Below are 22,588 nucleotides of genomic sequence, written 5' to 3'. Positions count from 1 at the left end.
GTGATTGATAAGCTGCGACTCACCTGTTTCGACGATGAAGGACTTCCGCCCCATGCCATTTGATGACGCCCACAGCCAGGTCAGGCACACCGTCAACCGATTCGTGCAGCAGCACATTCTGCCCTTTGTCCATGAGTGGGAAGAGGCTGGTACATTCCCTCGTGAGCTTTACGAGACGGCAGGTGAGGCTGGCATCCTTGGTATTGGCTATGCAGAACGGTGGGGTGGTAGTGGGGAAAATGACGTTTTCATGAAGATCGCAGCCTCCGAAGAACTCATGCGGTCCGGCTCGGGCGGCCTGGTAGCTGGTCTGGGTTCGCTCGACATTGCACTACCGCCCATAGCCAAGTGGGCGAAGCCTGCCTTGAAGGAACGCATCGTTCCCGAAGTGCTGGCCGGCAGAAAAATTGCCGCGCTGGCGATCACTGAAGCTGGTGGCGGCTCGGATGTGGCCAGCCTGGCCACCCGAGCGGTACGGGAAGGCGATCATTATCGCATCAACGGCAGCAAGACCTTCATCACAAGCGGAATCCGCGCTGACTACTACACGGTGGCCGTGCGAACCGGAGGCGAAGGTCATGGCGGCATCAGTCTGATTGTCGTAGAACGCGACACACCGGGCTTCACACGCGGCCAAAACCTGAAAAAAATGGGCTGGTGGGCCAGCGATACCGCAGAATTGTTCTTCGACGATTGCCTAGTGCCTGCCGACCATCTCATCGGCGTCGAAAACGCAGGCTTCGTGGCGATAATGGCGAACTTTCTGATGGAACGCCTGTCACTGGCCATCATGGCTTACATGACGGCTCAGCTGGCCTACGACGAAGCCCTCGCTTATGCGAAGCAACGGCAGGCTTTCGGCAGACCGATCAGTCGCTTTCAGGTGCTGAAGCACAAGCTGGTGGACATGGCTTCGCAGGTGGAAATTGCCCGCCAGTACACCTACTACGCCGCCGAACTCATTCAGGCCGGCAAGAACCCGGTGAAGGAGATTTCGATGGCCAAGAATCTCGCCACTGATGCGGCCGACTCAGTCACGCACGAAGCCGTGCAAATTTTTGGTGGCATGGGCTACATGCGTGGGACACTGGTGGAGCGTCTCTATCGTGACTCCCGAATCCTGTCAATCGGCGGCGGTACCCGTGAGATCATGAACGAGATCATTGCGAAACAGCTGGGCCTCTGATCCGACTGCCCGCCTTTTGATCCTCGCCACTTGGCCGGTCAACGTCCTTTAATGTGCCGATAGGCGCATCAAGAGAGACGACCGGCACCAGCACAATATCATGGACGCGCCAGTTCAGCTTTCGACAGCTGATCGTAGCCTCGTGGAGTTTTCGGGTCAGTTGTGTGTCGTCATTGATTCGAATGAAGGCCTCGCCAAAGTAGACATGGCCGTCTTCACGCATCCGCACCTGAGCATCATCGATCCAGGCCATCTGCTTCAGATGTCGACTGACCTGGCTGGGCAGGTCATCGCTACCCGAACGGTCGACCTGCTCGGGCGACTCATCCATCAGATCCAGTACAACCTGCTTCAGATTGCTCCAGCCATCCCTGAGAATAGACGTGGAAATGGCGGCAGCCGCAACGGCGTCGGCCCACCAGTAGCCCAGCCCGACACCTGTTATACCCACCATTGCCGCGGCAGCCGTCATCCAGTCGGCCTTGTTCATATCGGCGTCGGCATATAGCACCTTGTCGTGAATCTTTTCCGCCAGCGGCATTTTTGCCCGCCCGAGAAAGAATGGTGGAATAGCCCCCCAGATCAGCACGGGATACATCGCCCAGCCTTGCCAGAAGGTCGTGCCGGCAATCGTCATGCCGCCGATCGTTGGATGTTCCTGCATTACGAGCTTGCTCAACGCGTCGTACAGTAGCAGCGAACCCATGGTGAACAGGGCTATCGATGCGCACAGGAAGGCGATGGACACTACGCGGTGATATCCATAGGGAAAGCGGGCATCGGGCGTCTTGTGAGCGAACCGGCTGGCAACAAGCAAAACGACCGGCGGGATCAGGCTCAGCATATCTTCCATCCAGGCTGTCTTCATGGCCTGTGAAGAACCCATCGTCAGGTACATCAGTACGATCACGGAAAGGAGATAGGCGATCGTCCACCACTCGAGGCGGCGAGCCTTCCGCATCGCCTCGGTCTGTTCAGGGGGAAACTCGAACCCGGTGCCTTTTTTCATCGCTCCATAATCTCCTTTGCAGGTGGACTATTGAGGAACTTCTCCAGCTCCAGCAACCAACGATTCTCGCCGAGTGGTACGGCCATGACATGCTTGTCCTGGCCTATGGTCATGTAGGGTTTGGTGAAGGCAACGGTTTTCCACGGAATGGACTTCTTCAGGCCACCAATCACCAGATCCAGCTCATGTCGCTTGAGTGATTCGAGCAGGACACTTTCTGAGCCTTCATGCCACTCGATACGGCTACCAATCTTGTCGCTGAAGGCCTGTACGAGTTGAACTTCCGTGCCCGAGTATTGGCCGTCCTCGATGATTACCCACGGCGAGTGCCCGGTCAGCCCTACGCGGACAGGGCCATCAGTGGCGCGCTCGAAGGTGTCCTCAGGGTCCTGAGGCATGTCACAGGCGATCAGAAGAAGCAGAACAGGAAAAAACAGGGTATGCACAGAGCTGCGAATGTTGGCCATCAGATACACCCCCAACAGCTTTGGTGACTACTGAAGCTGAGGTACGTCGTATGCTGCCAATCAGACCTGCCAGGTAATCTAGCGCCAGAAACTGTGGCGCCAGTCAGCTTTATTCACCTTTTTCCGCCCCGCGATACATCCGCTGGATACTGGAGAAGTCCAGTTGGCCATTCCCCTGCTGGGCATGGAGCAGGAACATGTTGCGAGCCAGAGCCCCCATGGGAATAGGCGCTTTGTTTCGGTCGGCATTATCGAAAGCCAGACCAAGATCCTTGTTCATCAGGTCAACAAGGAAGCCACCCTTGTAGTCGTTAGAAGCCGGCACGCCATCCATGACACCAGGCCACGGGTTATAAACGTTGAGCGCCCAGTTTCCGCCAGAGCTCTGACGCATGATCTCGGAAAGGACTGCCGGGTCCAGGCCATTCTTCTCACCGAGCGCCAGCGCCTCACAAGTGCCGTTCATCAGAATGGCCAGCAGCATGTTATTGCAGATCTTGGCTACCTGACCGGCGCCATGAGGCCCGGCGTGAAACATGTTCTTCCCCATGTCGTTGAGGATAGGACTGGCCCTGTCGAAAGCATCCACTTCGCCGCCACAGATGAAGGTCAGGGTACCTGCCTTTGCACCACCTACCCCGCCGGATACCGGTGCGTCGAGGAGATCGATGCCCCGATGAAGGGCTTCACCAGCAACGCGTCTGGCGGTTTCGGGGGCGATGGTCGAACAGTCGATCACCAGGGTGCCTTCCGGAAGTGCTCCCAGCAGGCCCGCCTCGCCCAGATAGACCTGTTCGACGTGCTTGCCGGCCGGTAACATCGAGATGACCACTTCCGCATCCTTGACGACATCGTGGAGGCTCTCGGCAAGTGTCGCGCCTGCTTCTGCCAGCCCCGCCATTGCGGTCTCTGACAGATCGAACACACAGACCTTGTGCCCGGCCTTGAGCAGATTCGTCGCCATTGGCGCGCCCATGTTACCCAGTCCTATGAAGGCTATAGTGGCCATCGTACTCTCCTATAAGGCTGACTCCGGGTCAGGCAGTTGCAAAGAAACGGTCGATCCATTCGGGCTCGAGTTCAGCCACGGTCTGATATCGCCACTTCGGGTTCTTGTCCTTGTCTATGAGGAGTGCGCGCACGCCTTCGGCAAATTCGCCCAACTGAAGACAACGAATCGATAGCTGCAGTTCCTGCTGAAACACGGTTTCGAGATCCTCATGGGCCGCACGCTGCCACTGCCGCCAGAAGATGGCCATTGAGGTCGGCGAAGCCTTGCGAACTGCCTCGGCGGCTTTCTGCAATATCGTCGCTTCCCCACTGTATCCTGCCAACTGCTGAGTTACCGCCTTCAGTTCCGTTGCGTCAGTCAGTTCATCGATCTCATCACGAGCGCTGCACAGTGGCGACTCCGGCAAACTTCGTAACGCCAGCTTCGCCATCTCTGCACAGGCTTCATCGATGGTGGCACGCGGGTGAGCGGCGAGCGCCTCACTCTGGCAAATTGCTTCCAGCAGTGCCTCGCGCTGCCCCTGTTCGATATAGTGATCAGCCAGACCGACATAGAGCGCGTCGGCGGCATTCATACTTGCGCCGGTAATGCCCAGAAAAAGACCAGTCCTGCCTGGCATCCGATTGAGAAACCAGCTCGCACCGACATCGGGATACAGCCCAATCGAACTTTCCGGCATGGCGATGCGGGCGGTCTCGGTCACGATTCGATGGGAGGCACCAACAAACAGTCCGATACCGCCACCCATCACCACACCATGGCCCCAGGCGATGATGGGCTTGGGATAATCATGGATCTGATAGTCGAGCTGATATTCCTCGGTGAAGAAGGCCACGCCAGCATCGAGGCTGTTTTCGTTATCGCCGGTCATCGCCTTGTAGAGCGCCACGATATCACCACCGGCACAAAAGGCTTTCTCGCCTGAACCTTCGAGCCATACCGCGACGATGCGATCGTCCTCGGCCCAACGTGACAGCTGCTTATGCAGCAGGCGAATCATGTCGAGCGAGAGCGCGTTCAGGGATCGCGGCTGGTTGAGCCTGGCAATGCCAAGCAGGTGGTCATCGGCGGTGGGCCGGGTGTCGAATACGACTGGGTCCTGGGAAGCCGTCATGATCTAACGGCCCTTCCATTCAGCAGGTCGCTTTTCAAGGAAGGCCTGTACGCCTTCCTTCTGATCTTCAGTGGAGAACAATTCAATGAACAGCTCTCGCTCCATTCGCCAGCCGTCGGCCTGGGATCGGTTATCACGAGCGCTCATGATGAGTTGCTTGCAGCGTGACACTGAACAGGGGCTTTGCTTGCTGGCGGCCAGCGCCAGCTCATGGGCCCGGCTCATGGACTCACCCGTAGCGACCACCTCTTCGACCAGACCGATCTTTTCGGCCTTCGCAGCATCGATGCGTTCCCCACAGAGAATCAGGCGTTTGGCCCAACCCTCCCCAACCAGCCAGGGCAGATTCTGGGTCCCACCGGCGCAGGGCAACAGGCCGACACTGGCTTCAGGCAGTGCCATCTGGGCGTGTTCTTCGGCAATGCGCAGGTCGCAGGCCAGCGCGCACTCGAGGCCACCACCCATCGCGTAGCCGTTGATGGCCGCGATGGAGACGCCCCTGAAGTTCGTCAGGGCAGCGAAGGCCCGACCAAAGGCCTGAGCCATCTGATTCGCCTTCGCGGTATCACCATCAGCGAAGGTCTTGAGATCCGCGCCAGCCGAAAAGAATTTGCCACCCTGCCCGGTGATGATCAGTGCCTGGATTGACGCATCCTCGTTGAGGTCCTCGATGTTGGCCGCCAGTGCCTCAAGCGATTCCCGGGTCCATGTGTTGGCTGGTGGATTGTCGATCGTGATCACGGCAACGTGATCATCCTTTTCAATTCGAATCAGATCGCTCATGTGGAGGACCTCCTGAGATTGTGGATCATGGTGGCTACGAGCCAGCGCTAGCGGATGGCTTCGGCCACACCTTCGAGTAATAAGCGACGGGCGATGATGAGGCGCATGACTTCATTCGTGCCTTCCAGAATCTGATGAACCCTGAGATCCCGAACATACTTCTCAATGGCGTATTCTCGAATGTAGCCATAGCCACCGTGAAGCTGAAGCGCTTCATTGCAGACATCGAAACAGGCATCCGTCGCGAAGCGTTTGGCCATGGCGCAGTGCAGCGTGGCCTCAGGGTCGCCGTTATCCAGCTTCCAGGCCCCCAGACGAACCATCTGTCGCGCCGCCACCAGGTTGGTGGCCATATCGGCCAGTCTGAACTGCAGTGCCTGAAAGGTCGCCAGTGGCTTGCCGAACTGTTCACGGTCGTGCAGATAGTCGCGCGCCCGTTCCAGCGTGGCCTGAGCTCCGCCCAGTGAGCAGGTCGCAATATTGAGCCGTCCACCATCAAGCCCTTTCATCGCAATACGAAAGCCCTCGCCTTCTTGGCCCAGCAGGTTCGCTGCAGGCACCCGTACTTCATCGAAGCTGATCTGCCCGGTGGGCTGACTGTGCCAGCCCATCTTGTGCTCCAGCTTGCCGTAGTGAACGCCATGGCTATCGGCTGGCACTACGAAAGCACTGATGCCGTTCGTACCGCTATCGGCTGCGCCCGTGCGCGCCATCACTACCAGTATCTGTGTGGCGCCGGCGCCGGAAATAAAAGCCTTCGACCCGGAGAGTATGTATTCATCGCCCTCACGGACTGCCTTCGTTTTCAGACTGCCGGCATCGGACCCTGAACCGGGCTCGGTGAGGCAATAGGAGCCGAGCAATTCGCCGCTGGCCATGCGCGGCGTGAGGCTGGCGCGAACGCCATCGGTCGAGAAATTGGCCACCATCCACGTAGCCATATTATGAATGGTGAAGAAGGCTGCGGTGGATGGACAGGCCGCTGCCAACTCTTCGACAATAATCGAAGTATCCAGCCGGGAGAGCCCAAGCCCTCCGAGATCTACCGGCGTGTAGAGTCCACAGAAGCCAAGGTCCCCACCCTCTCGAATGACGTCGACCGGAAAGGTATGGTCGACATCCCACTGGCTCGCGTAAGGCGCCATGGCCTTGTCCGCAAAGGCCTTGGCCGCCTCACGGTAGGCCAGCTGATCATCGTTCAGTGCAAAATCCATCCGGCTGCCCTCTGCTTATCGCATCTGTATGGAGAAGTTGGTACCAGCTACGGCGTCGCTGGAAAACCATCGCGCAGTCACTGTCTTCGTCTCCGTATAGAATTTTACGGCCTGCTTACCGTAGGCGTGTTGATCACCGTAGAACGAGCCCTTCCAGCCGGTAAACGAAAAGAATGGCATGGGCACTGGAATGGGGATATTGATACCGACCTGACCCACTTCGACCTCCTGCTGATAACGCCTGGCTGCACCGCCGGAGCTGGTGAAGATCGACGTGCCATTACCATAGGGACTCGCGTTGACAAGCTCCAGCGCTTCGTCGAGAGAAGCCACCTCCATACAGCACAGCACCGGGCCGAAGATCTCTTCCTTGTAGATGCTCATGTCTGCCTGTACGCCAGCGAACAGCGTAGGTCCGACCCAGTAGCCGTTCGGCAAGCCGTCTACACTACAGTGGCGACCATCGAGCAGAAGTTTCGCACCAGCCGCTTCACCTTCTCCGATCAGCGTTTCAACCCGTGTCCTGGCCTGCGCACTGATGAGTGGCCCATAGCTTGCGCCTGAGTCATCCCAGGCGCCGGGTCGAATCTGGGCCAGTCGCTCTTTCAGCTCAGGTATCCACGCCTCTGCCTCACCCACGAAAACGGCTACAGAAATCGCCATGCAGCGCTGACCGGCGGCACCAACCGATGCGCCCACCAGCGCACTCAGCACCTGATCCTTGTCTGCATCCGGCATAATGACCATGTGATTCTTGGCGCCTGCAAAACTCTGTACCCGCTTCATATGGCGCGTACCGGTTTCATAGATATAGCGCCCCACCGGCACGGAGCCGACAAAGGAAATCGCCTTGATCGCTGGATCGGTCAAGAGTCTGTCGACCTGCTGCTTGCCGCCGTGCACCACCTGCAATACGCCCTTCGGCGCGCCGGCTTCTTCGAACAGCTCAGCCAGCCGCATCGGCGTGAGCGGGTCCTGCTCCGAAGGTTTCAGGATGAAGGTATTACCAGTCACGATGGCCATGGGGAACATCCATAGCGGAATCATCGCCGGGAAGTTGAACGGTGTAATGCCCGCGCACACGCCGAGCGGCTGTATATAGGTGTAGGTGTCGATGTTGCGTGCCACATTGCCAACGGTTTCTCCCATCATCAACGAAGGCGCATTCGCAGCATGCTCGACGACCTCGATACCGCGCCAGACATCGCCCTTGGCATCTTCGAAAGTCTTGCCGGTTTCCTGCGACAGGATTTCCGCCAGCTCATCATGATGTGCCTTGAGCAGGGCCTGGTAGCGCATCATCAGACGCGCCCGCTCGGGTACTGGCACTTCCCGCCAGGTTTTGAATGCCTCGGCGGCACTCGCAATGGCTCGATCCATTTCAGCGTCGGTGGTGGCAGGCGCACGGGCTATCACCTCCGCCGTCGCTGGATTGGTCACGTCTATCCAGTTCTGCGTCTGGCTCTGGACAAATTCGCCTTCGAGGAAGAGGGGCACCTGCTTCATGATCATTCACCTGAATATCTGTCTGAGCATACGATGCTAGCATGGTGCACAGGGGCGGGTGGATTGACTAAGTTTCGGCGATGATGGACTATCTTTCGGAGCAGACCATTATTTTAGTCGAGGCCACAAAGACGCTAAATCTATGACGAGAACCTCGCAGTGGCCACTGCCGCCAGGAAGTACCCGCTACCTCGTACCGGCACCCGTGGTGCAGGAACTGGCCCGACACCCGTTGACGCGTGAGCTCTATCCCCTCGCTTTCGGCCATTACCGCCATGCCGCAGGGCATCATATGCACCGGCAACAGCATTCCGACAATCTTTTGATATATTGCAGCGATGGACAGGCCTGGCTCAACGTCGAAGGCGAGCCACTTACTGTCACCCCTGGCGACCTGCTCCTGCTGCCTCGCGGCGTTTCACACCGTTATACAGCCGACCCCGGACAGCCCTGGACCGTACACTGGGTTCACTTTGCTGGCGCACAGGCTGATCTCTTCTCCGAACAGCTCGGCTTTGGTGGGCGCTGGGTACGTCATATCGGCCAGCAGTCACGGCTACTGGTAGACTTCAATGGCCTGCTGGCAGTGCAGCACACGGGCTATCGCCTGACGCGGCTGATTCATGCTTCAAACCGGCTTCGTCAGCTGCTGACCGCCATTCCACTCAGCGGCGATGTGGAAGCATCGAAGCCTGCTTTAGCGATAGATGATATCCACACCTATATGCGGGAGCACCTCGACGAACGGCTGACACTGGCACAGCTCGCGGACATTGCTGGCCTGTCCAGCGCTCACTTTGCCACCTGTTACAGGACGCTCACTGGCGAATCGCCCATCCAGCACTTCCTGCATCTCAAGGTCGAACAGGCCTGTCAGCTACTCGACACCACCAGCCTCAGCTTCAGAGCTATCAGTCATCAACTTGGCTATGACGACAATTATTATTTTTCGCGGCTATTCAAGAAGATCATGGGGCACTCGCCACAGGCCTATCGCCAGAGTCACCGGCATTAGACTCAGAGAGCCAAGCGGCTGCTCATGGCGTAGCACTGTCTATCGATCACAGCAGACGAGGTAAGCATGCAGACCACGGTTCCTTCGAATACCCATAGCAAGATCATCGGCTATCTGCTGTGGATCTTCGGCTTTCTCGGTGCGCACCGCTTCTACTACGGTCGCCCCATCACAGGAACAATCTGGTTCTTCACTCTTGGCCTGCTGGGCATTGGCTGGCTGATCGATCTCTTTCTCATACCGTCGATGGACCGTTCCGCTGACAGGCGATATACCGCTGGTAGCACCAACTACACCATCGCCTGGGTGCTGCTCACCTTCCTCGGCATTTTTGGTCTGCACCGGCTCTACCTGGGCAAGTGGATCACGGCCATCCTGTATTTCCTGACCGGCGGGCTATTTTTGCTGGGTGTGCTGTACGACTTCTGGACACTGAACGAACAGGTGTCGGAGGAGAACCAGCTTCTGCACTGACGTGGCGCATCGTGCCGGGCGCTGAGGCTATGAGGGCACAAGTGAAGTGGGGTATGATCCGAGCACTTGTTCTCTCGAATCATTGCTCAGCGCCCTGTGCAGGAGTTTCATGGATCAGTCTACGCTCAACAGCCTCGTTTCAGCCTTCGACGCAGCCCCTTCGCCACATCTGGCCAAGGTGATCCTGCTGGCCTATCTGAGTCGACACGAGCCCCAGAAAGCCCTTCGTTTCGTAGATGCTCTCGACCCCACACCTGATGACAGCGAAGTTCTAGAAATTGCTGGCGCTGTCGCCAGTGCCAGCGATGAAGCGTTGCTCGACACTTACGCCGATACCTTGAAAGGACCCCAGTTCACTCTGCTGATCGAAGCGTTGCTCGACAAGGGGCATGGCCGGGAGGCGCGAACACTTTATCTCAAGGCGGCTCGCAAGGACCCGGGTATTCGCTCGGACGAACTCGATGCCCGCCTTGAACTGCAGGATACCAAGACCAAACTGAAGATCGTCGAGAAAACGGACTTCGCAGAAGTAACCCAGCTGTCCCGGTACCGTCAGGCCACCACGACCTTCGATGATGTGGTAGGTCTGGTGAATATCAAGAAACAGATTCACAAGAAAATCATCCTGCCCTTCCAGAAACCTTCCCTGTTTCAGCGTTTCAAGAAGAAAGTCGGCGGGGGCGTTCTGCTGTACGGACCGCCGGGATGCGGAAAGACCCTGCTGGCTCGTGCTACCGCCGGCGAGTGCAAGTCGTCGTTCTTCAACATCGAAATCTCCGATGTGCTCGACATGTATATCGGCGAGTCGGAGCAGAAACTCCACGCCATCTTCGAAAAGGCCCGCAATGAGACGCCGAGCGTGCTGTTCTTCGACGAACTCGAAGCACTGGCTGGCAAGCGTGAGCATGCGCGCAGCAGCTCGAGCAGCAATACCGTCAGCCAGTTCCTGACCGAACTCGACGGCTACTCGCAGAACAACGAAGGCGTTCTGATACTGGCCTCCACCAACGTGCCATGGGCCATAGATTCCGCCTTCCTGCGGCCCGGTCGGTTTGATCGCATGTTCTTCGTGCCCCCACCGGACAAGCTCGCCCGTGCCGCCATTCTGCGACATGAGATGAAAGGCCGGCCCAGCGAAGACGATATCGACTTCGAGCTGATTGCTTCCAAGACCGTCGGCTATTCCGGTGCAGATCTGTCGAACCTCATCGATATGGCGGCCGACGAAGCCATCGACGAGTCGATGGAGGGGGACCGTGAGGTGGCCATCGGCATGCAGCACTTCAAGCAGGCTGTCGGTGAAAGCAGACCTACCACGACCGAGTGGATGACCACGGCCAGGAATTATGCGCGCTACGCCAACGATGGCGGCCGGTATAATGAGGTCGTCGACTTCCTCCAGAAAAACGGCAACTGAGATGGTGAAGCACTGATGGCTGGCTACGACATCATAGACGAGCCAAAACCTCGCCTGCAGGAAAACTTCATCGTCGATCCAACGGTGATCTTCTTCGTCAGCATCTTTCTCCCCCTGCTTTGGGTACCACCTTTTCAGGGGCAGTACTGGCTCCCCTTCGTATGGGTGATCGCAAATGGCTATCTGCTCGGCAGCCCCACGCTGAAAAAGGAAATCGGCATCAGTATTGCCGGGATCCTGCTCTGGCTCGGGTTTTCCATCGGCGCGGTATACCTTACCCAGCTCAGCGGCTTTGCGCTCGAAGCAACTGCGCCGTACATCAGAATCCTGTCGAAAGGTATCTTTTTCCTGGCGCTCTACCTCGTCGTCTTGAAGCAGTCGGCACCATACGCCGTGTACAGTTACGTCAAAGAGCAGGCCAGCCATTGATGGACGGCTATCGAATCGATTCGATCTGGCGGGCGATGCGCCTTGGCCAGCACACTCACGCCATCGATCTGTTGAAGCAGGTATTGGCGGATGATCCACAGAGCGCCGTGGCGCATGCCCTACTGGCCTCCAACCTGATTGCTCAGGGCAGACTGCATGCGGGCGAACATGAGTTGAAGATTGCACTCAGCCTGGACCCGAATACTGCCTGGTTTTACCTGACCTACGCCCGTTTGTGCACATTGAAAAACCGCCTGAAAGAGGCGATACAATATTGCGAGCAGGCCCAGTCGCTGGAGCCGTCTAATCCCGAACCACTGTTCATGCTGAGCGAAATATATCTTCAGCTGGATGAGCGTCAGGCCGCCGAAGCCTGCCTCAAGGAAGCGGCCAGACTGGACCCCGACTCCCGCCGACTCGAGATCGCTTTCGGCGAATTCTATTTCTCAGGCGGCAAACTGGATCAGGCCCTGCAGCACGCCAGTGAAGCGCTGCGCGCCGATGCTGGTGATGCCGATGCCAACCTGCTCATGGGCAAACTCCAGCTCGCCCTTGGCAACAGTGACGATGCCGAATATCACGCCAAGTTCGTTATCAGCAACAATCCTTCCTCGAAAGAAGCCCTGCGACTGTTCAGTCACGTCAAGATGCGCCGTAACCCTTTCCTGGGGCTCTGGTGGCGTCTGAATTCGAAGATCGCAGCACTTGGGAACACCAAAGGCGCCTTCGTCATCATCATGGCCTTTCTCTTCTTCAACCTACTTGCGAGGGCGATACTCGATATGGGATACCCCACCACTTCGCTGGTGCTGTCGCTGGGCTGGGTCGCCCTGGTGCTGTATTCGTGGATCAGCATCCCGATGTATCACCGTGCGCTGAAAAAGGAGCTTGAAGAATTCAGCTTCAGGAAGGATTACTAAGCTGAACGTAGGCCATGTCATCGGGCTGAAGTTTCATGCGCGCATGCTCAGGGCCGAGACGAAAACCTTTTTCCGCTGGCTCGGCTCTGTGCTTCTGCTGATCAGCGCGATTGGGCTCTGGGAGGTCCTCAGCGCCTGAAGTGTCGACTAGCGCAGTGAGGCGACGTGCTGAATGCCACCAAGCTGGCCCATCTGCTCCTGTATCCATTCGATTCGACTGAGCGCGTAAGGCGTGGGCCGCGCCACGCTGAAACGTTTCGGACTTGGCAATACGGCGGCCAGGCGTGCTGCCTGACTGATCGACAGCCTGCTGGCGCTAATACCGAAGAAGTGCTGACTGGCCGCTTCCACGCCATAGATCGACAGCCCGCCCTCGAGGCCGAATTCGGCCACGTTCAGATAGACCTCCATGATGCGTCGCTTCGACCAGAGAATTTCGAGACCCACGGCCAGCGGCGCCTCCAGGACCTTGCGTATGGTCTGGCGACCATTCCAGAGAAACAGGTTTTTTGCAGTCTGCTGCGTAATGGTACTGGCGCCTCTGAGCGAACCGCCACGCCGGTAATCATCGACGGCCGTGGCAATGGCGCCAGGGTCTATGCCCCAGTGGGACAGAAAGCGCTGGTCCTCGCTGGCGATGACGGCTAGCGGCATCCATGGGGATATATCATCCATGTCCACCCACTCATGACGGATGGGACGCTGATCGTTGGCCAGACGCTCCGCGAGCATCACAGCTGAGCCAGGCGGATCGACAAAGCGGAGAATAGCGATAACCACCGTCACGATCAGCAGCATTGAAAGACAAAGCCAGACAAGCCAGCGTCCGATTCGTCTCGCGCCACGATTGATCGTCAAACGTCGTGCTCCGTGGAGTTGATGAAGGAATATACCGAGAAGTCGTCACGCTTCTGCCAGCCTCGATTCTGCCAGAATCGCCGGGCAGCGGCGTTTTCATCGAGTACGAAGAGATGCGTTTTCAGAATACCTTCGACCTTGAGTGCCGCCAGGCATCGACGCGTCAACTCCGAGCCTACCCCTATCCCGCGATAAGCCTGCGCCACCGTGAGATGCTGCAGATAGCCACGCTTGCCGTCGTGGCCCGCCATTATAGTGCCGACAATGCCCGCGCCATGATGCTCGGCCACAAAGCTCAGACCCGGGTTCCGCGTCAGATAACGCCGGATTCCGTCCAGCGAGTCTGCCTGGCGAAGACGAAGGCCCTCGGCCTTTTGCCAAAGCCCGATAACCCGATCATAGTCGGCAATCTTCATCTCTCGATATACCGGTTCACGAGAGTCTGACTCTGTCATGGCGGCTGTTCCCAATTAAATTTCAGATGCCGAAACGATACACGAACCGGGCTCGACGCGGCAAAGGTTAGCGGCAGGAAACGGAAGGTATTGCTTTGCAACTGACGCTATCATGAGCCATGAAAAGGTATATTTCGAAATGCTGGAGGAGACACTATTGATGACTGCCCGAGAACTTTTAGATGAAGCAGGCATGCTGGCGGCAGTGATGGCCAGAGACACGACTATGGATGGCTTGTTTGTCTATGGTGTTTTGACGACAGGTATCTACTGCCATCCATCCTGCCCCTCCAGAAGCGCCCAGCCAGACAACATGCGCTTCTTTGGCAATACTGCAGACGCCAAAGCCGCTGGCTTCCGGCCTTGCAAGCGATGCAAGCCAGACCAGGCATGTCTTCGAAGTCGACTTCAAAACGTCGCGAGGCTCATCCGGGACCAGGCCAGTACCCCATTGACGCTGAAATCTCTGTCGACTCACGCTGACCTTTCACCCTCACGATTTCAAAAAGCCTTCAAAGCCGAGTTTGGCGTCTCGCCAAGAGCGTTCCAGCAAGCCTGCAGAACACATAGCTTTAAAGTGGCTTTGCGAGAAGGCGAGTCAGTCACCGAGGCCAGCCATGAAGCTGGCTATGGTTCAGCCAGCCGAGTCCACCTGCATGCGACACGTGGCCTGGGCATGTCGCCCTCTACCTTTCGTGCAGGTGGCCGCGGCGAGCGCATTCATTTTGCCTGTCGCCAGACCAGTCTCGGCCTCATAATGATGGCGGCCTCCTCCAGAGGCCTCTGCCTGGTAGAATTTGGTGAGTCGGATGAGGCGCTGCGCCTACACCTTCAGCGTACTTTCCCCAGAGCAGAGTTGCTGCCGAGCTGCGCTCAGGATAGGCCGGAGCTCGATGAATGGATGCTAGCGCTTGAATCGCACATGAATGGTCATGCACCCGCACCGGACTTACCGCTTGACCTTCGAGGCACCGCTTTTCAGATGACTGTCTGGAACTTCCTCACGACGATTCCGAGCGGCGAATCCATCAGCTATACAGAACTGGCTAGCGGCATCGGAAAGCCGCGGGCAGTTCGCGCCGCCGCCTCGGCCTGCGCTGCGAACCGGATCGCACTGCTGGTGCCTTGCCACCGAGTTCTTCGAGGCGACGGTCAACTCGGGGGCTATCGCTGGGGGCTTGCGCGCAAAAAGTCGCTGCTGCAACGGGAACAGGAGAACGCTTTGTTACTAAAGTAGGCGCGCTTAGCAAAAACTCGCGCTCTGACACCAAAACACCCATCCCAAGCCGTTAGATATTTGACACTCGCTTCCACTTGCGCCTCGCACATCTCTGACCGTCACTTTATTGACTGAAAAGCTGTAACTGTCTGTTGTTTTTCCATTTCAGCAAGCGTGGAAATGTAGACTTTCGAATTTCCGCCTACTCCCGCCACTTTTACGTCGCCGAACCAGTCTAGTATTTGAACATGTTTTGCAGATGCTCAAAATTCAGCCAGACGGGTAAGCGACCGACATGACTCGATCAAGCAAGCAGAGATCAGCCAAATCAAGCGCCAGCGAGCAACTACTGCGCAAGCCAGCCTTCTGGGTGGCATCGACCGTTTCTCTAACGGCTATTGCAGTGGCTATTACCGTGGCAAGCTTTGGTGAACTCGAGCAGTTTGAGCTGGCCGCCACTGGTGAAGTGGTGCCGGTTCAGCAGATCGGCGCCGGCATGGCTTATGCCAGCGATTGGGGCACTTCAGCTGCAGCGGTGACTGTACAGTCGCCGGCGCTGCCCCTCGCCAAGATGCCAACTATCGAAGCAAGCGCAGACGTCAACCCTGAAGTCGATGCCTTCGCTGCCGAGCATCTGATTGATGAGAATGGAGATTTCGGGTTTGTAGTGACGCCACAACAGGAAGCCCGCTACAAGGCCATCAATACCAATGCGAGCTATCCAGACCTTGAGACACGCATGATCGAAATGCAGGCGCGCAGAGATGGCAAGCCTTTTGATGCAGAGACCGTATTGGCGGCAATCGCTGCACCGGCACCGTGGGCTGTCAATGACAGTGCTGTAGCTGCGCTGGAACTCACAGCCGAAGAGCAGCATGACGGCCGCGAATTTCTCAGCGTCGATCGCATGAAGATCGAATCGCTGGTACCGGGTGATGTCGTCGAACTGCCAGTGGCATTCGAAGGCGGCACCATGCAGATGGAAGTCGAGCGCGTCGAAGTCGGCACTGCAGGTGCAGTGACCTGGCACGGTCGAATCACAGATTTTGAGGAAGAAAACCAGGTCTCCATCACGCAGGGTGCAGCCATCACCATAGGCGGCATCACGACACCAAATGGCGTGTACATGGTGGAGTCCAGAGCAGAAGCCGGTTGGATAGTACCCACTGGCACCCTGTTCAAGAACACGGAAGAAGAAGACGGAATATTACCTCCGGACAACACGAATTCCTGATTTTATGAAGCTGTCCTTTCGCCGGTCAGCCAAACCTTGCAGTAGATTGGAGTTTATAAAAGATGTACCCAGCCATAGCCAACACACGAAGCCAGACCGCCCAGAAGAGCTTCAGAAAAACCCTTATTTCAGCAGCCTGCGTCAGCGGTCTGCTCATGTCAGCAGCCGCGAGTGCCGCGACTGTCGACGTTCTCGTCGTCTATGACAGCGGTGCGAAATCCAAGCTTGGTGGTGAGCCAGCTGTGGCCATGCAGAGCTGGGTCAACCAGATCAATGGTTACTATGCCAACTCCAAGATTGACATCCAGCTCCGTCTTGCCGGCACCGTGTACCACGAAGAATCCTCTTCAGACATGTCGACCATGCTCCGCAGCCTGCAGGCAAACACCAAGATCCGTGCAGAGCGGGACAAGTATGGCGCCGACTTCGTAGCCATGGTGAGCCCAAAGGCCAGCTGTGGTATCGGCTATATTTCCGTACTTGCATCATATGCCTACAGCATTTCCGGCCCACAGTGTGGTCCGATGACCATGGCTCACGAGCTGGGTCACAACATGGGTCTGAACCACTCCCGCAAGCAGGGTAATACTGGCGGTTATCGCTACGGCTACGGCCTGGGTCATGGTGTCGACTACTCCTTCAGTACCATCATGGCTTATGCTCACGTCTACTCGACCTCACGCATGGGTAAGTTCTCCAATCCAGACGTGTCGTGCAACGGTCAACCTTGCGGTATCCCTGCCGGCAAACCTGGCGAATCCGATGCGGCCCGCGCCATCAACAATGTCAAAGGCGAAATTGCCGGCTTCAAAGCGGCTGTAGCCACAACGGTCGCCGCACCAACGCCGACAAACCCGACTCCTGTTGCCAGCAAGACCTACAGCTTCAAGGCAGCCCATAGCGGAAAATGTCTTGATGTCAGCGGCCTCAAGAAAAATGCCGGCGCAACACTGGCACAGTGGAGCTGTCATGGCGGCCTCAATCAGCAGTTCACGGCCACACCGGTCGGTAACTACATGAGCCTGAAGGCGAAGCACTCTGACATGTGTCTGTCGATCGAGAACAACAGCACCGGCGATCGTGCGCGTCTGGTTCAGGCTAGCTGCAACACCAGCGACGGCAGCCAGCTATGGACATTCAAGACTTCAGGCAGCACGGTATCCATGGTCAACAAGCGCAGCTCGAAGTATCTCGACATTCGCGGCAATAACTCCGAAAACCGCGCGGCAGTGCAGCAGTACAGCAGCAACGGCGGCGACAACCAGCGATTCACGCTCGTCGCAAAATAAATAGACGCTAAAACGAACAAGCCCGGCCAGTCCGGGCTTTTTTATGCTTGTCATTTGGCTCACTCACAATAGAATCTGCCGCTCCCAAGCTACGAGAACTTCACACTCATGCCGAACACGACTTTCACCTCGCCGCTTGTAAGATGGCTGTCCGCCATCGAGTCGAGCCGCTATTTCCAGATAACCGTCATTACGATCATCATCATTTCCGCGCTGACGATAGGGGCGAAAACCTACGCGATCCCCCCGTTCATGGAACAGGCGGTCACCGTGCTGGACTGGGCCATCACGATGTTCTTTCTGATCGAAATCCTCCTAAGGCTCGCCGTTCATCCGGACAAGAAGCGCTTTTTCCGCGATCCGTGGAACCTGTTCGACACGGTGATCGTGGTAGGCAGTCTTATTCCACTCGAACAGGCTGGATCGGTTCTGATAGGGCGGCTGCTGCGCGTATTCAGGGTGCTTCGTTTGATCTCGGTCGTGCCGGAATTGAGGTTCCTGATCGAAGCCTTGCTCAAGGCCATCCCGCGAATGGGCTACATCGCGCTGCTGATGTTCATCATTTTCTACATCTACGGTGCCGTAGGCTCTCTTCTCTTCGAAAAAATCAATCCTGAGCTGTGGGGAGATGTCTCGATTTCAATGCTGACACTCTTCCGCATAGCGACCTTCGAGGACTGGACCGACGTCATGTATGAAACCATGGCCCTCCATCCCTTAAGCTGGATCTATTACCTCACCTTCATCTTTCTGACCGCATTTATCTTCCTGAATATGATGGTGGGCGCCATACTCGAAGTCATGACAGCTGAAACCAACAAGCAGGCATTGGGCGAGGCGAAAGAGGAGCGGGACAACATGGCACTGCAGCTGGCGCAGATCCAGGCTCAGCTGACTGAACTGCAACGAAGCCTGAACGGTGTCGGTAAAGCCGAGCGATCGCAATCGAACGATTGAACAAGGTTACTGACACTCAATATGGTATCGATTTCGCCCAGTCCGCTTTGCTTCGTACATGGCGAGATCTGCCCGTTTGATCAGTTCCTCCGGAGTCAGCTCACTATCATAGGTGATGGCCATGCCTACACTGGCCGTCACCGTGATGGTGTCGCCTGAATCAAGTTCGACCGGCGCGCCTATGGCATTCAACATCTTCTGTGCAAGCGCATCATAATCCTGGTCACTTTCGGACAGGCTTTCGAGTACCACCACGAACTCATCGCCAGCAATGCGGGCAATACTGTCCGTTTTTCTGATGACCCCACGCAGCCTCTCCACTACAGCCTTGAGCAGAAGATCGCCCGCGTTATGCCCATATGTGTCATTGATCTGTTTGAAATGGTCGAGGTCGATAAAGGTCACGGCCAGAGCTAGACGACTCCGATTACTGCGCGCCAGCGCCACACCCAGCAGGTCTTCCATGCCTCGCCGATTCAGGGCGCCGGTCAGACCATCGTGCGCAGCCTGAAACTGCAGTGACTGTTCGACCTGTTTTGCAAGACTGATATCCTGCACCAAGATGTAGAAGCCGAGCACGCCAGCCTCGTTGCCGGGTGTGCCGTGATCAGGCGAACTATCGGCAAAGTTCGGGACGTACGTAAACTCCATGAATCGCTCGCTGCCGTCCGCCGCTACATCCCGGCGCTCGTAGCTTACGCGCTCGCCAGCCAGTACACGGCGGATATGTGGCTTCGCAATCTGATAGTTTTCAGCGCCGATAAAGGCTTCAATCGTCATACCCTTAAGGCCGTCGGCATCTACACCAAACCAGTCTTTGAAGGTCGCGTTGTTGAACTGGTACCGCTCATCGGCATCTGCATACGCAATGAGCACCGGTAGATTGTCGGTAATGGTCTTGAGCCGGAAATCACTGGCTTCGAGGGCGTCAAGCGTCTGCTGCAACCTGGCGGTGCGCTCATTCACCCGGGCCTCGAGATGCTGGTTTGCGGCTTCAAGCTCCGCATCATGCTCAAGCAACTCCCTGAACAGAGACTCTAGCGAGGAGACGAGATGCTGGCCTTCCTCATAGAGAACGCGCTCCGGAAACTTGATGAGACGATCGCCGCGTCGCAAGCGTTCGGCAATATCGGTCAGCACCTCAAGCGGTCTTGTGATCCACCCCGCAGTCCAGCCTATCAACAACATGAACAGCAGGGCGAGCGTGAGGCCGATGAGGAGTACCCGTGACTGCAACTCATCCACAGACTCCATGGCAAAGTCGTTATTCTGCCGAACGATGATTCGCCAACCGAAGGTCTTGAGGGCCGGGTATGCTTCGGTATCTGTGAAGCCGGTGAGATACGACTCGCCATCAGGCCACTGATGCAGGAAGAAGTTGTCCCCACTCTTATCTGCAGCCTTTTTCAGGCCCTCGACCCGGGTGCCACCCAGACTTTCGGGACCTACCAATACCTGGTTATCACTATCGAGAATCAGGGCCTCTACAGGCCCATGCATCGAAACAGCAGACACCACGGAATTACTCAGACCTTTTGCCCACTCCCAATCCAGGTGGGCGCCGAGGACTGCATTCTGGCCAGTCGACAGTTTCACCGGAAGCGCAACATCCAGAAATCGCCTCGGCTCGCTGCGGGGCGGCAGCAGTTTCTCAAGCAGGACAGCCGGATGAACATTGCCGAAATACACGTCTTTCTGGCCTTCCTGAAACCAGGGTCGAGCCGAGACATCGGCACCTTCAAGAAGTTGCCCCGTGCTGACTACCACCTGGCCGGATGGGTCGGCGAATCCAATCCAGACATAACCAGGAAAAACGGTCTGAAGCTCGTCCAGCCAGATACGCGTTGCACCCACTCGCTGCAGGAACAGCCCCGTCGTCGTCGATACGGATGCCACCACAGTGAGATCATCAAGGCGCGACTCGAGCCCGCTATTCAACTGGCTAGCCACCTGTTTCGCGAGATCAGCCATTGCAACGCCCCGCTCCTGTACTACGCGCTTACCCGCACTGTAGCCAAGCACCAGGCTCAATAGCAGCGTCAGCACAAGCATGATCGCGCCAAAGGTCAGCGTCAGGCCGGTCTTGACTCGTATACTCATGGTGACGATGAAACACTCTTGCCTGGCATGGCGACCTTACTTGAGCCAGCCACTGCCTTGCGGATCTGGGATAGTTCGGCTCGCGTGAGATCCCGCCACTGGCCTGGTCTCAGTTTACCGATATCCACCATCATGATGCGGGTTCGCCTGAGCCGGGTGACCTCGTAGCCAAGGTACTCACACATGCGACGAATCTGCCGGTTGAGCCCCTGAGTGAGGATGATGCGGAATTCGTGGCGGCCCAGTAGCTCCACAGTACAGGGGCGGGTGACGGTGTCGAGTATGGGCACGCCCTGAGCCATCTGCTCGGCAAAGCGAGGCGTCACCGGCTTGTCCACGGTCACCAGATACTCTTTGTCGTGCGCGTTTTCCGCCCGCAGGATCTTGTTGACGATATCGCCATCGCTGGTGAGGAATATGAGCCCCTCGGATGGCTTGTCGAGCCGCCCGATGGGGAAGATCCGTTCTTTATGGCCTATCGCGTCGATGATGTTACCCCGGATATGGCGCTCCGTCGTACAGGTAATGCCCACGGGCTTGTTATAGGCAATATAGACGCGATCTTCATGGTTCGCATCGATGGCGCCTATTCGCCGACCGTCGACCTGCACACGATCACCCTGCATCACCCGGGTGCCAAGTTCCGGAATCTTCCCGTTCAGCAGGACACGACTCTGTTCGATGAGCTTGTCGGCTTCGCGTCTGGAACAATAGCCAGACTCACTGATGAACTTGTTGAGGCGCTTGCCTTCGGGACTCGTCAATCTATTTGCATCCTTAACCCAGAATAAAGAATGTTGACCGGCGGGATCTGATAGACTGGGTGGACAGTCTGCCCCTTTTCAGCGAACAGCTCGTCCCATTTCAGTTTATCCCGTAGTCACTCTGAAACGGCATCACTAACTGACATTCTGCCGAAACAGACCACTGCAATCCATGGAGAATTTGAAATGCAAACCCTTACCGAATACGGCCAACGTACCATCAACGATATGGCTTCCCGCTACGGCGTGTCTACCGATGCCATCATGTGCATGCTCTATGCCGTCATGAACGGCAACGGCACCATGGCACAGTTCAACTGCCCAGAATTCGGCGGTGGTGGCCAGTGGATGCAGGGCGGCATGACCATGGTGGGCGACATGTTCAACTATGGCCTGAAGGCCTCAGTAGACAATGTCTGCGGCGAGTTGTCGCGGCTGCTTCAGCAGCAGGAACAACTCTTCGTGCCAGTGAAGAAGCAGAGTTACAGCAATTCCGGGCAGCAGCAGAACACTGGTGGCTCCGGTCAGCAGCAAAGTAGTGGCGGTGGTTTTCAGCAGCAGGGCCAGGGCGGTGGCTATCAGAGTCAGGGCAACTCCCAGCAGCAGGGCAACTTTGCTCAGGGCGGTAATTTCGGTGGCAACAACTGGTGGCCGGATGGTCTCGGTGCAGCGTCATCGACCGGCGGGCAGAACAACATTCGCTATGCCGTATTCCCGGCGACCCATCGCCTGGCGGTTGAACTCAATGGTCAGGTGACCGTGTACGACACACTGGATCATCAGATCGGCGGCGTGTCGCAGCAACAGGGTGGTGATACTTCGCTGACCTTCTCCAGCCAGTATGGCCTGGTGAATGCAAACCAGCTGCCAATCGTTTCGCCTGATGGATCGAGTCAGAACCAGAATTCGAACTCAAATCAGAATTCGAATACCAATCAGAACTCGAACCAGAACAATCAGTCGACTCAGAACAATCAGCTTGAGCAGACACCCCAGCAGAACACCAATCAGCCGCAGCCTTTCTCGCAGCAGTCCGACTCGTCCAGCCTCGCGGAAAGCGATGTCTTCGCCGCCATTGAAAAACTGGCCGGTCTGAAAGACAAGGGCTACATCAGCGAAGATGAGTACTCGACGAAGAAAACCGAGTTGCTCAAGCGCCTGTAGAG

22 protein-coding genes are annotated in these 22,588 nt (G+C 56.9%); 11 read left to right on the top strand and 11 right to left on the bottom strand.

The features are described from left to right. Window positions 1–52: 52 nt before the first annotated feature. Window positions 53–1,186 (top strand): acyl-CoA dehydrogenase family protein, encoded by a 1,134-nt coding sequence (locus tag ABD735_RS13735; protein WP_344807353.1) that lies wholly within the window; start codon window positions 53–55, stop codon window positions 1,184–1,186. On the opposite strand, the gene ABD735_RS13730 is transcribed toward ABD735_RS13735, so the two are convergent. The 7 genes from ABD735_RS13730 to ABD735_RS13700 all read right to left on the bottom strand — a co-directional run bounded on the left by ABD735_RS13730 (window position 1,161) and on the right by ABD735_RS13700 (window position 8,294). After that, a complete protein-coding gene (locus tag ABD735_RS13730) occupies window positions 1,161–2,195 on the bottom strand; it encodes a cation diffusion facilitator family transporter (RefSeq protein WP_344807351.1) in 1,035 nt (344 codons plus the stop codon). The genes ABD735_RS13735 and ABD735_RS13730 overlap by 26 nt on opposite strands. Further along, window positions 2,192–2,662 carry a transporter substrate-binding domain-containing protein gene (locus ABD735_RS13725; RefSeq protein ID WP_344807349.1) on the bottom strand — a complete coding sequence of 157 codons (471 nt, stop codon included), beginning with the start codon at window positions 2,660–2,662 and terminating at the stop codon, window positions 2,192–2,194. Before ABD735_RS13725 ends, ABD735_RS13730 begins: the two co-directional genes overlap by 4 nt. Before the next feature lie 109 nt (window positions 2,663–2,771). Then, window positions 2,772–3,671: a 3-hydroxyisobutyrate dehydrogenase gene (gene mmsB, locus ABD735_RS13720; protein ID WP_344807347.1), complete on the bottom strand. Its 900-nt coding sequence runs from the start codon at window positions 3,669–3,671 to the stop codon at window positions 2,772–2,774. Between the two features lie 28 nt (window positions 3,672–3,699). Further along, on the bottom strand, window positions 3,700–4,788 hold the full coding sequence (locus tag ABD735_RS13715) for an enoyl-CoA hydratase/isomerase family protein (RefSeq protein ID WP_344807345.1): 1,089 nt from the start codon (window positions 4,786–4,788) through the stop codon (window positions 3,700–3,702). A gap of 3 nt (window positions 4,789–4,791) precedes the next feature. Then, the gene (locus ABD735_RS13710; protein WP_344807343.1) at window positions 4,792–5,571 is read right to left on the bottom strand and encodes an enoyl-CoA hydratase; all 780 of its coding nucleotides are present in this window, start codon (window positions 5,569–5,571) and stop codon (window positions 4,792–4,794) included. A gap of 47 nt (window positions 5,572–5,618) precedes the next feature. Then, on the bottom strand, window positions 5,619–6,785 hold the full coding sequence (locus tag ABD735_RS13705) for an acyl-CoA dehydrogenase family protein (protein WP_344807341.1): 1,167 nt from the start codon (window positions 6,783–6,785) through the stop codon (window positions 5,619–5,621). A 15-nt stretch (window positions 6,786–6,800) separates the two neighbouring features. Then, window positions 6,801–8,294, bottom strand: a complete 1,494-nt coding sequence (locus ABD735_RS13700; RefSeq protein WP_344807413.1) for a CoA-acylating methylmalonate-semialdehyde dehydrogenase — start codon at window positions 8,292–8,294, stop codon at window positions 6,801–6,803. 139 nt (window positions 8,295–8,433) lie between these two features. Between ABD735_RS13700 and ABD735_RS13695 the strand changes: the two genes are divergently transcribed. The 5 genes from ABD735_RS13695 to ABD735_RS13675 all read left to right on the top strand — a co-directional run bounded on the left by ABD735_RS13695 (window position 8,434) and on the right by ABD735_RS13675 (window position 12,546). Then, entirely contained in the window at window positions 8,434–9,306 is an 873-nt protein-coding gene (locus ABD735_RS13695) for an AraC family transcriptional regulator (RefSeq protein WP_344807339.1), read from the top strand. Between the two features lie 66 nt (window positions 9,307–9,372). After that, window positions 9,373–9,780, top strand: a complete 408-nt coding sequence (locus tag ABD735_RS13690; protein ID WP_344807337.1) for an NINE protein — start codon at window positions 9,373–9,375, stop codon at window positions 9,778–9,780. 109 nt (window positions 9,781–9,889) lie between these two features. Then, complete coding sequence (locus ABD735_RS13685; protein ID WP_344807335.1) at window positions 9,890–11,197, top strand: ATP-binding protein; 1,308 nt, start codon at window positions 9,890–9,892, stop codon at window positions 11,195–11,197. Window positions 11,198–11,212: 15 nt separating this feature from the next. Next, complete coding sequence (locus ABD735_RS13680) at window positions 11,213–11,626, top strand: hypothetical protein (RefSeq protein WP_344807333.1); 414 nt, start codon at window positions 11,213–11,215, stop codon at window positions 11,624–11,626. Then, window positions 11,626–12,546, top strand: a complete 921-nt coding sequence (locus ABD735_RS13675) for a tetratricopeptide repeat protein (RefSeq protein WP_344807331.1) — start codon at window positions 11,626–11,628, stop codon at window positions 12,544–12,546. The genes ABD735_RS13680 and ABD735_RS13675 overlap by 1 nt, the downstream gene beginning before the upstream one ends. Before the next feature lie 147 nt (window positions 12,547–12,693). Here ABD735_RS13675 and mtgA read toward each other — a convergent pair whose 3' ends face one another. Continuing rightward, window positions 12,694–13,404, bottom strand: coding sequence for a monofunctional biosynthetic peptidoglycan transglycosylase (gene mtgA, locus ABD735_RS13670; protein WP_344807329.1), 711 nt, complete (start codon window positions 13,402–13,404; stop codon window positions 12,694–12,696). Continuing rightward, window positions 13,401–13,859, bottom strand: coding sequence for a GNAT family N-acetyltransferase (locus ABD735_RS13665; RefSeq protein WP_344807327.1), 459 nt, complete (start codon window positions 13,857–13,859; stop codon window positions 13,401–13,403). The genes mtgA and ABD735_RS13665 overlap by 4 nt, the downstream gene beginning before the upstream one ends. A 160-nt stretch (window positions 13,860–14,019) precedes the next feature. On the opposite strand from ABD735_RS13665, the gene ada reads away from it, so the two are divergent. From ada to ABD735_RS13645, 4 genes are all read left to right on the top strand, one after another. Then, window positions 14,020–15,096 (top strand): bifunctional DNA-binding transcriptional regulator/O6-methylguanine-DNA methyltransferase Ada, encoded by a 1,077-nt coding sequence (gene ada / locus ABD735_RS13660; RefSeq protein WP_344807325.1) that lies wholly within the window; start codon window positions 14,020–14,022, stop codon window positions 15,094–15,096. A gap of 277 nt (window positions 15,097–15,373) precedes the next feature. Continuing rightward, entirely contained in the window at window positions 15,374–16,312 is a 939-nt protein-coding gene (locus tag ABD735_RS13655; RefSeq protein WP_344807323.1) for a hypothetical protein, read from the top strand. Window positions 16,313–16,374: 62 nt separating this feature from the next. Next, window positions 16,375–17,601 carry an RICIN domain-containing protein gene (locus ABD735_RS13650; protein ID WP_344807321.1) on the top strand — a complete coding sequence of 409 codons (1,227 nt, stop codon included), beginning with the start codon at window positions 16,375–16,377 and terminating at the stop codon, window positions 17,599–17,601. Between the two features lie 108 nt (window positions 17,602–17,709). Then, window positions 17,710–18,558 (top strand): ion transporter, encoded by an 849-nt coding sequence (locus ABD735_RS13645; protein ID WP_344807320.1) that lies wholly within the window; start codon window positions 17,710–17,712, stop codon window positions 18,556–18,558. A 6-nt stretch (window positions 18,559–18,564) separates the two neighbouring features. Here the strand turns inward: ABD735_RS13645 and ABD735_RS13640 are convergent, their stop codons facing one another. Both ABD735_RS13640 and rluF read right to left on the bottom strand, forming a co-directional pair. Then, window positions 18,565–20,658, bottom strand: coding sequence for a diguanylate cyclase domain-containing protein (locus ABD735_RS13640; protein WP_344807317.1), 2,094 nt, complete (start codon window positions 20,656–20,658; stop codon window positions 18,565–18,567). After that, entirely contained in the window at window positions 20,655–21,422 is a 768-nt protein-coding gene (gene rluF, locus ABD735_RS13635; protein WP_344807315.1) for a 23S rRNA pseudouridine(2604) synthase RluF, read from the bottom strand. The genes ABD735_RS13640 and rluF overlap by 4 nt, the downstream gene beginning before the upstream one ends. A 186-nt stretch (window positions 21,423–21,608) precedes the next feature. On the opposite strand from rluF, the gene ABD735_RS13630 reads away from it, so the two are divergent. Then, window positions 21,609–22,586 carry an SHOCT domain-containing protein gene (locus ABD735_RS13630; protein WP_344807313.1) on the top strand — a complete coding sequence of 326 codons (978 nt, stop codon included), beginning with the start codon at window positions 21,609–21,611 and terminating at the stop codon, window positions 22,584–22,586. The last annotated feature ends 2 nt before the right edge of the window (window positions 22,587–22,588 follow it).

Source organism: Allohahella marinimesophila, assembly GCF_039538005.1.
Lineage (GTDB): Bacteria > Pseudomonadota > Gammaproteobacteria > Pseudomonadales > Oleiphilaceae > Allohahella > Allohahella marinimesophila.
This window is presented reverse-complemented; position numbering and strand designations above follow the sequence as displayed.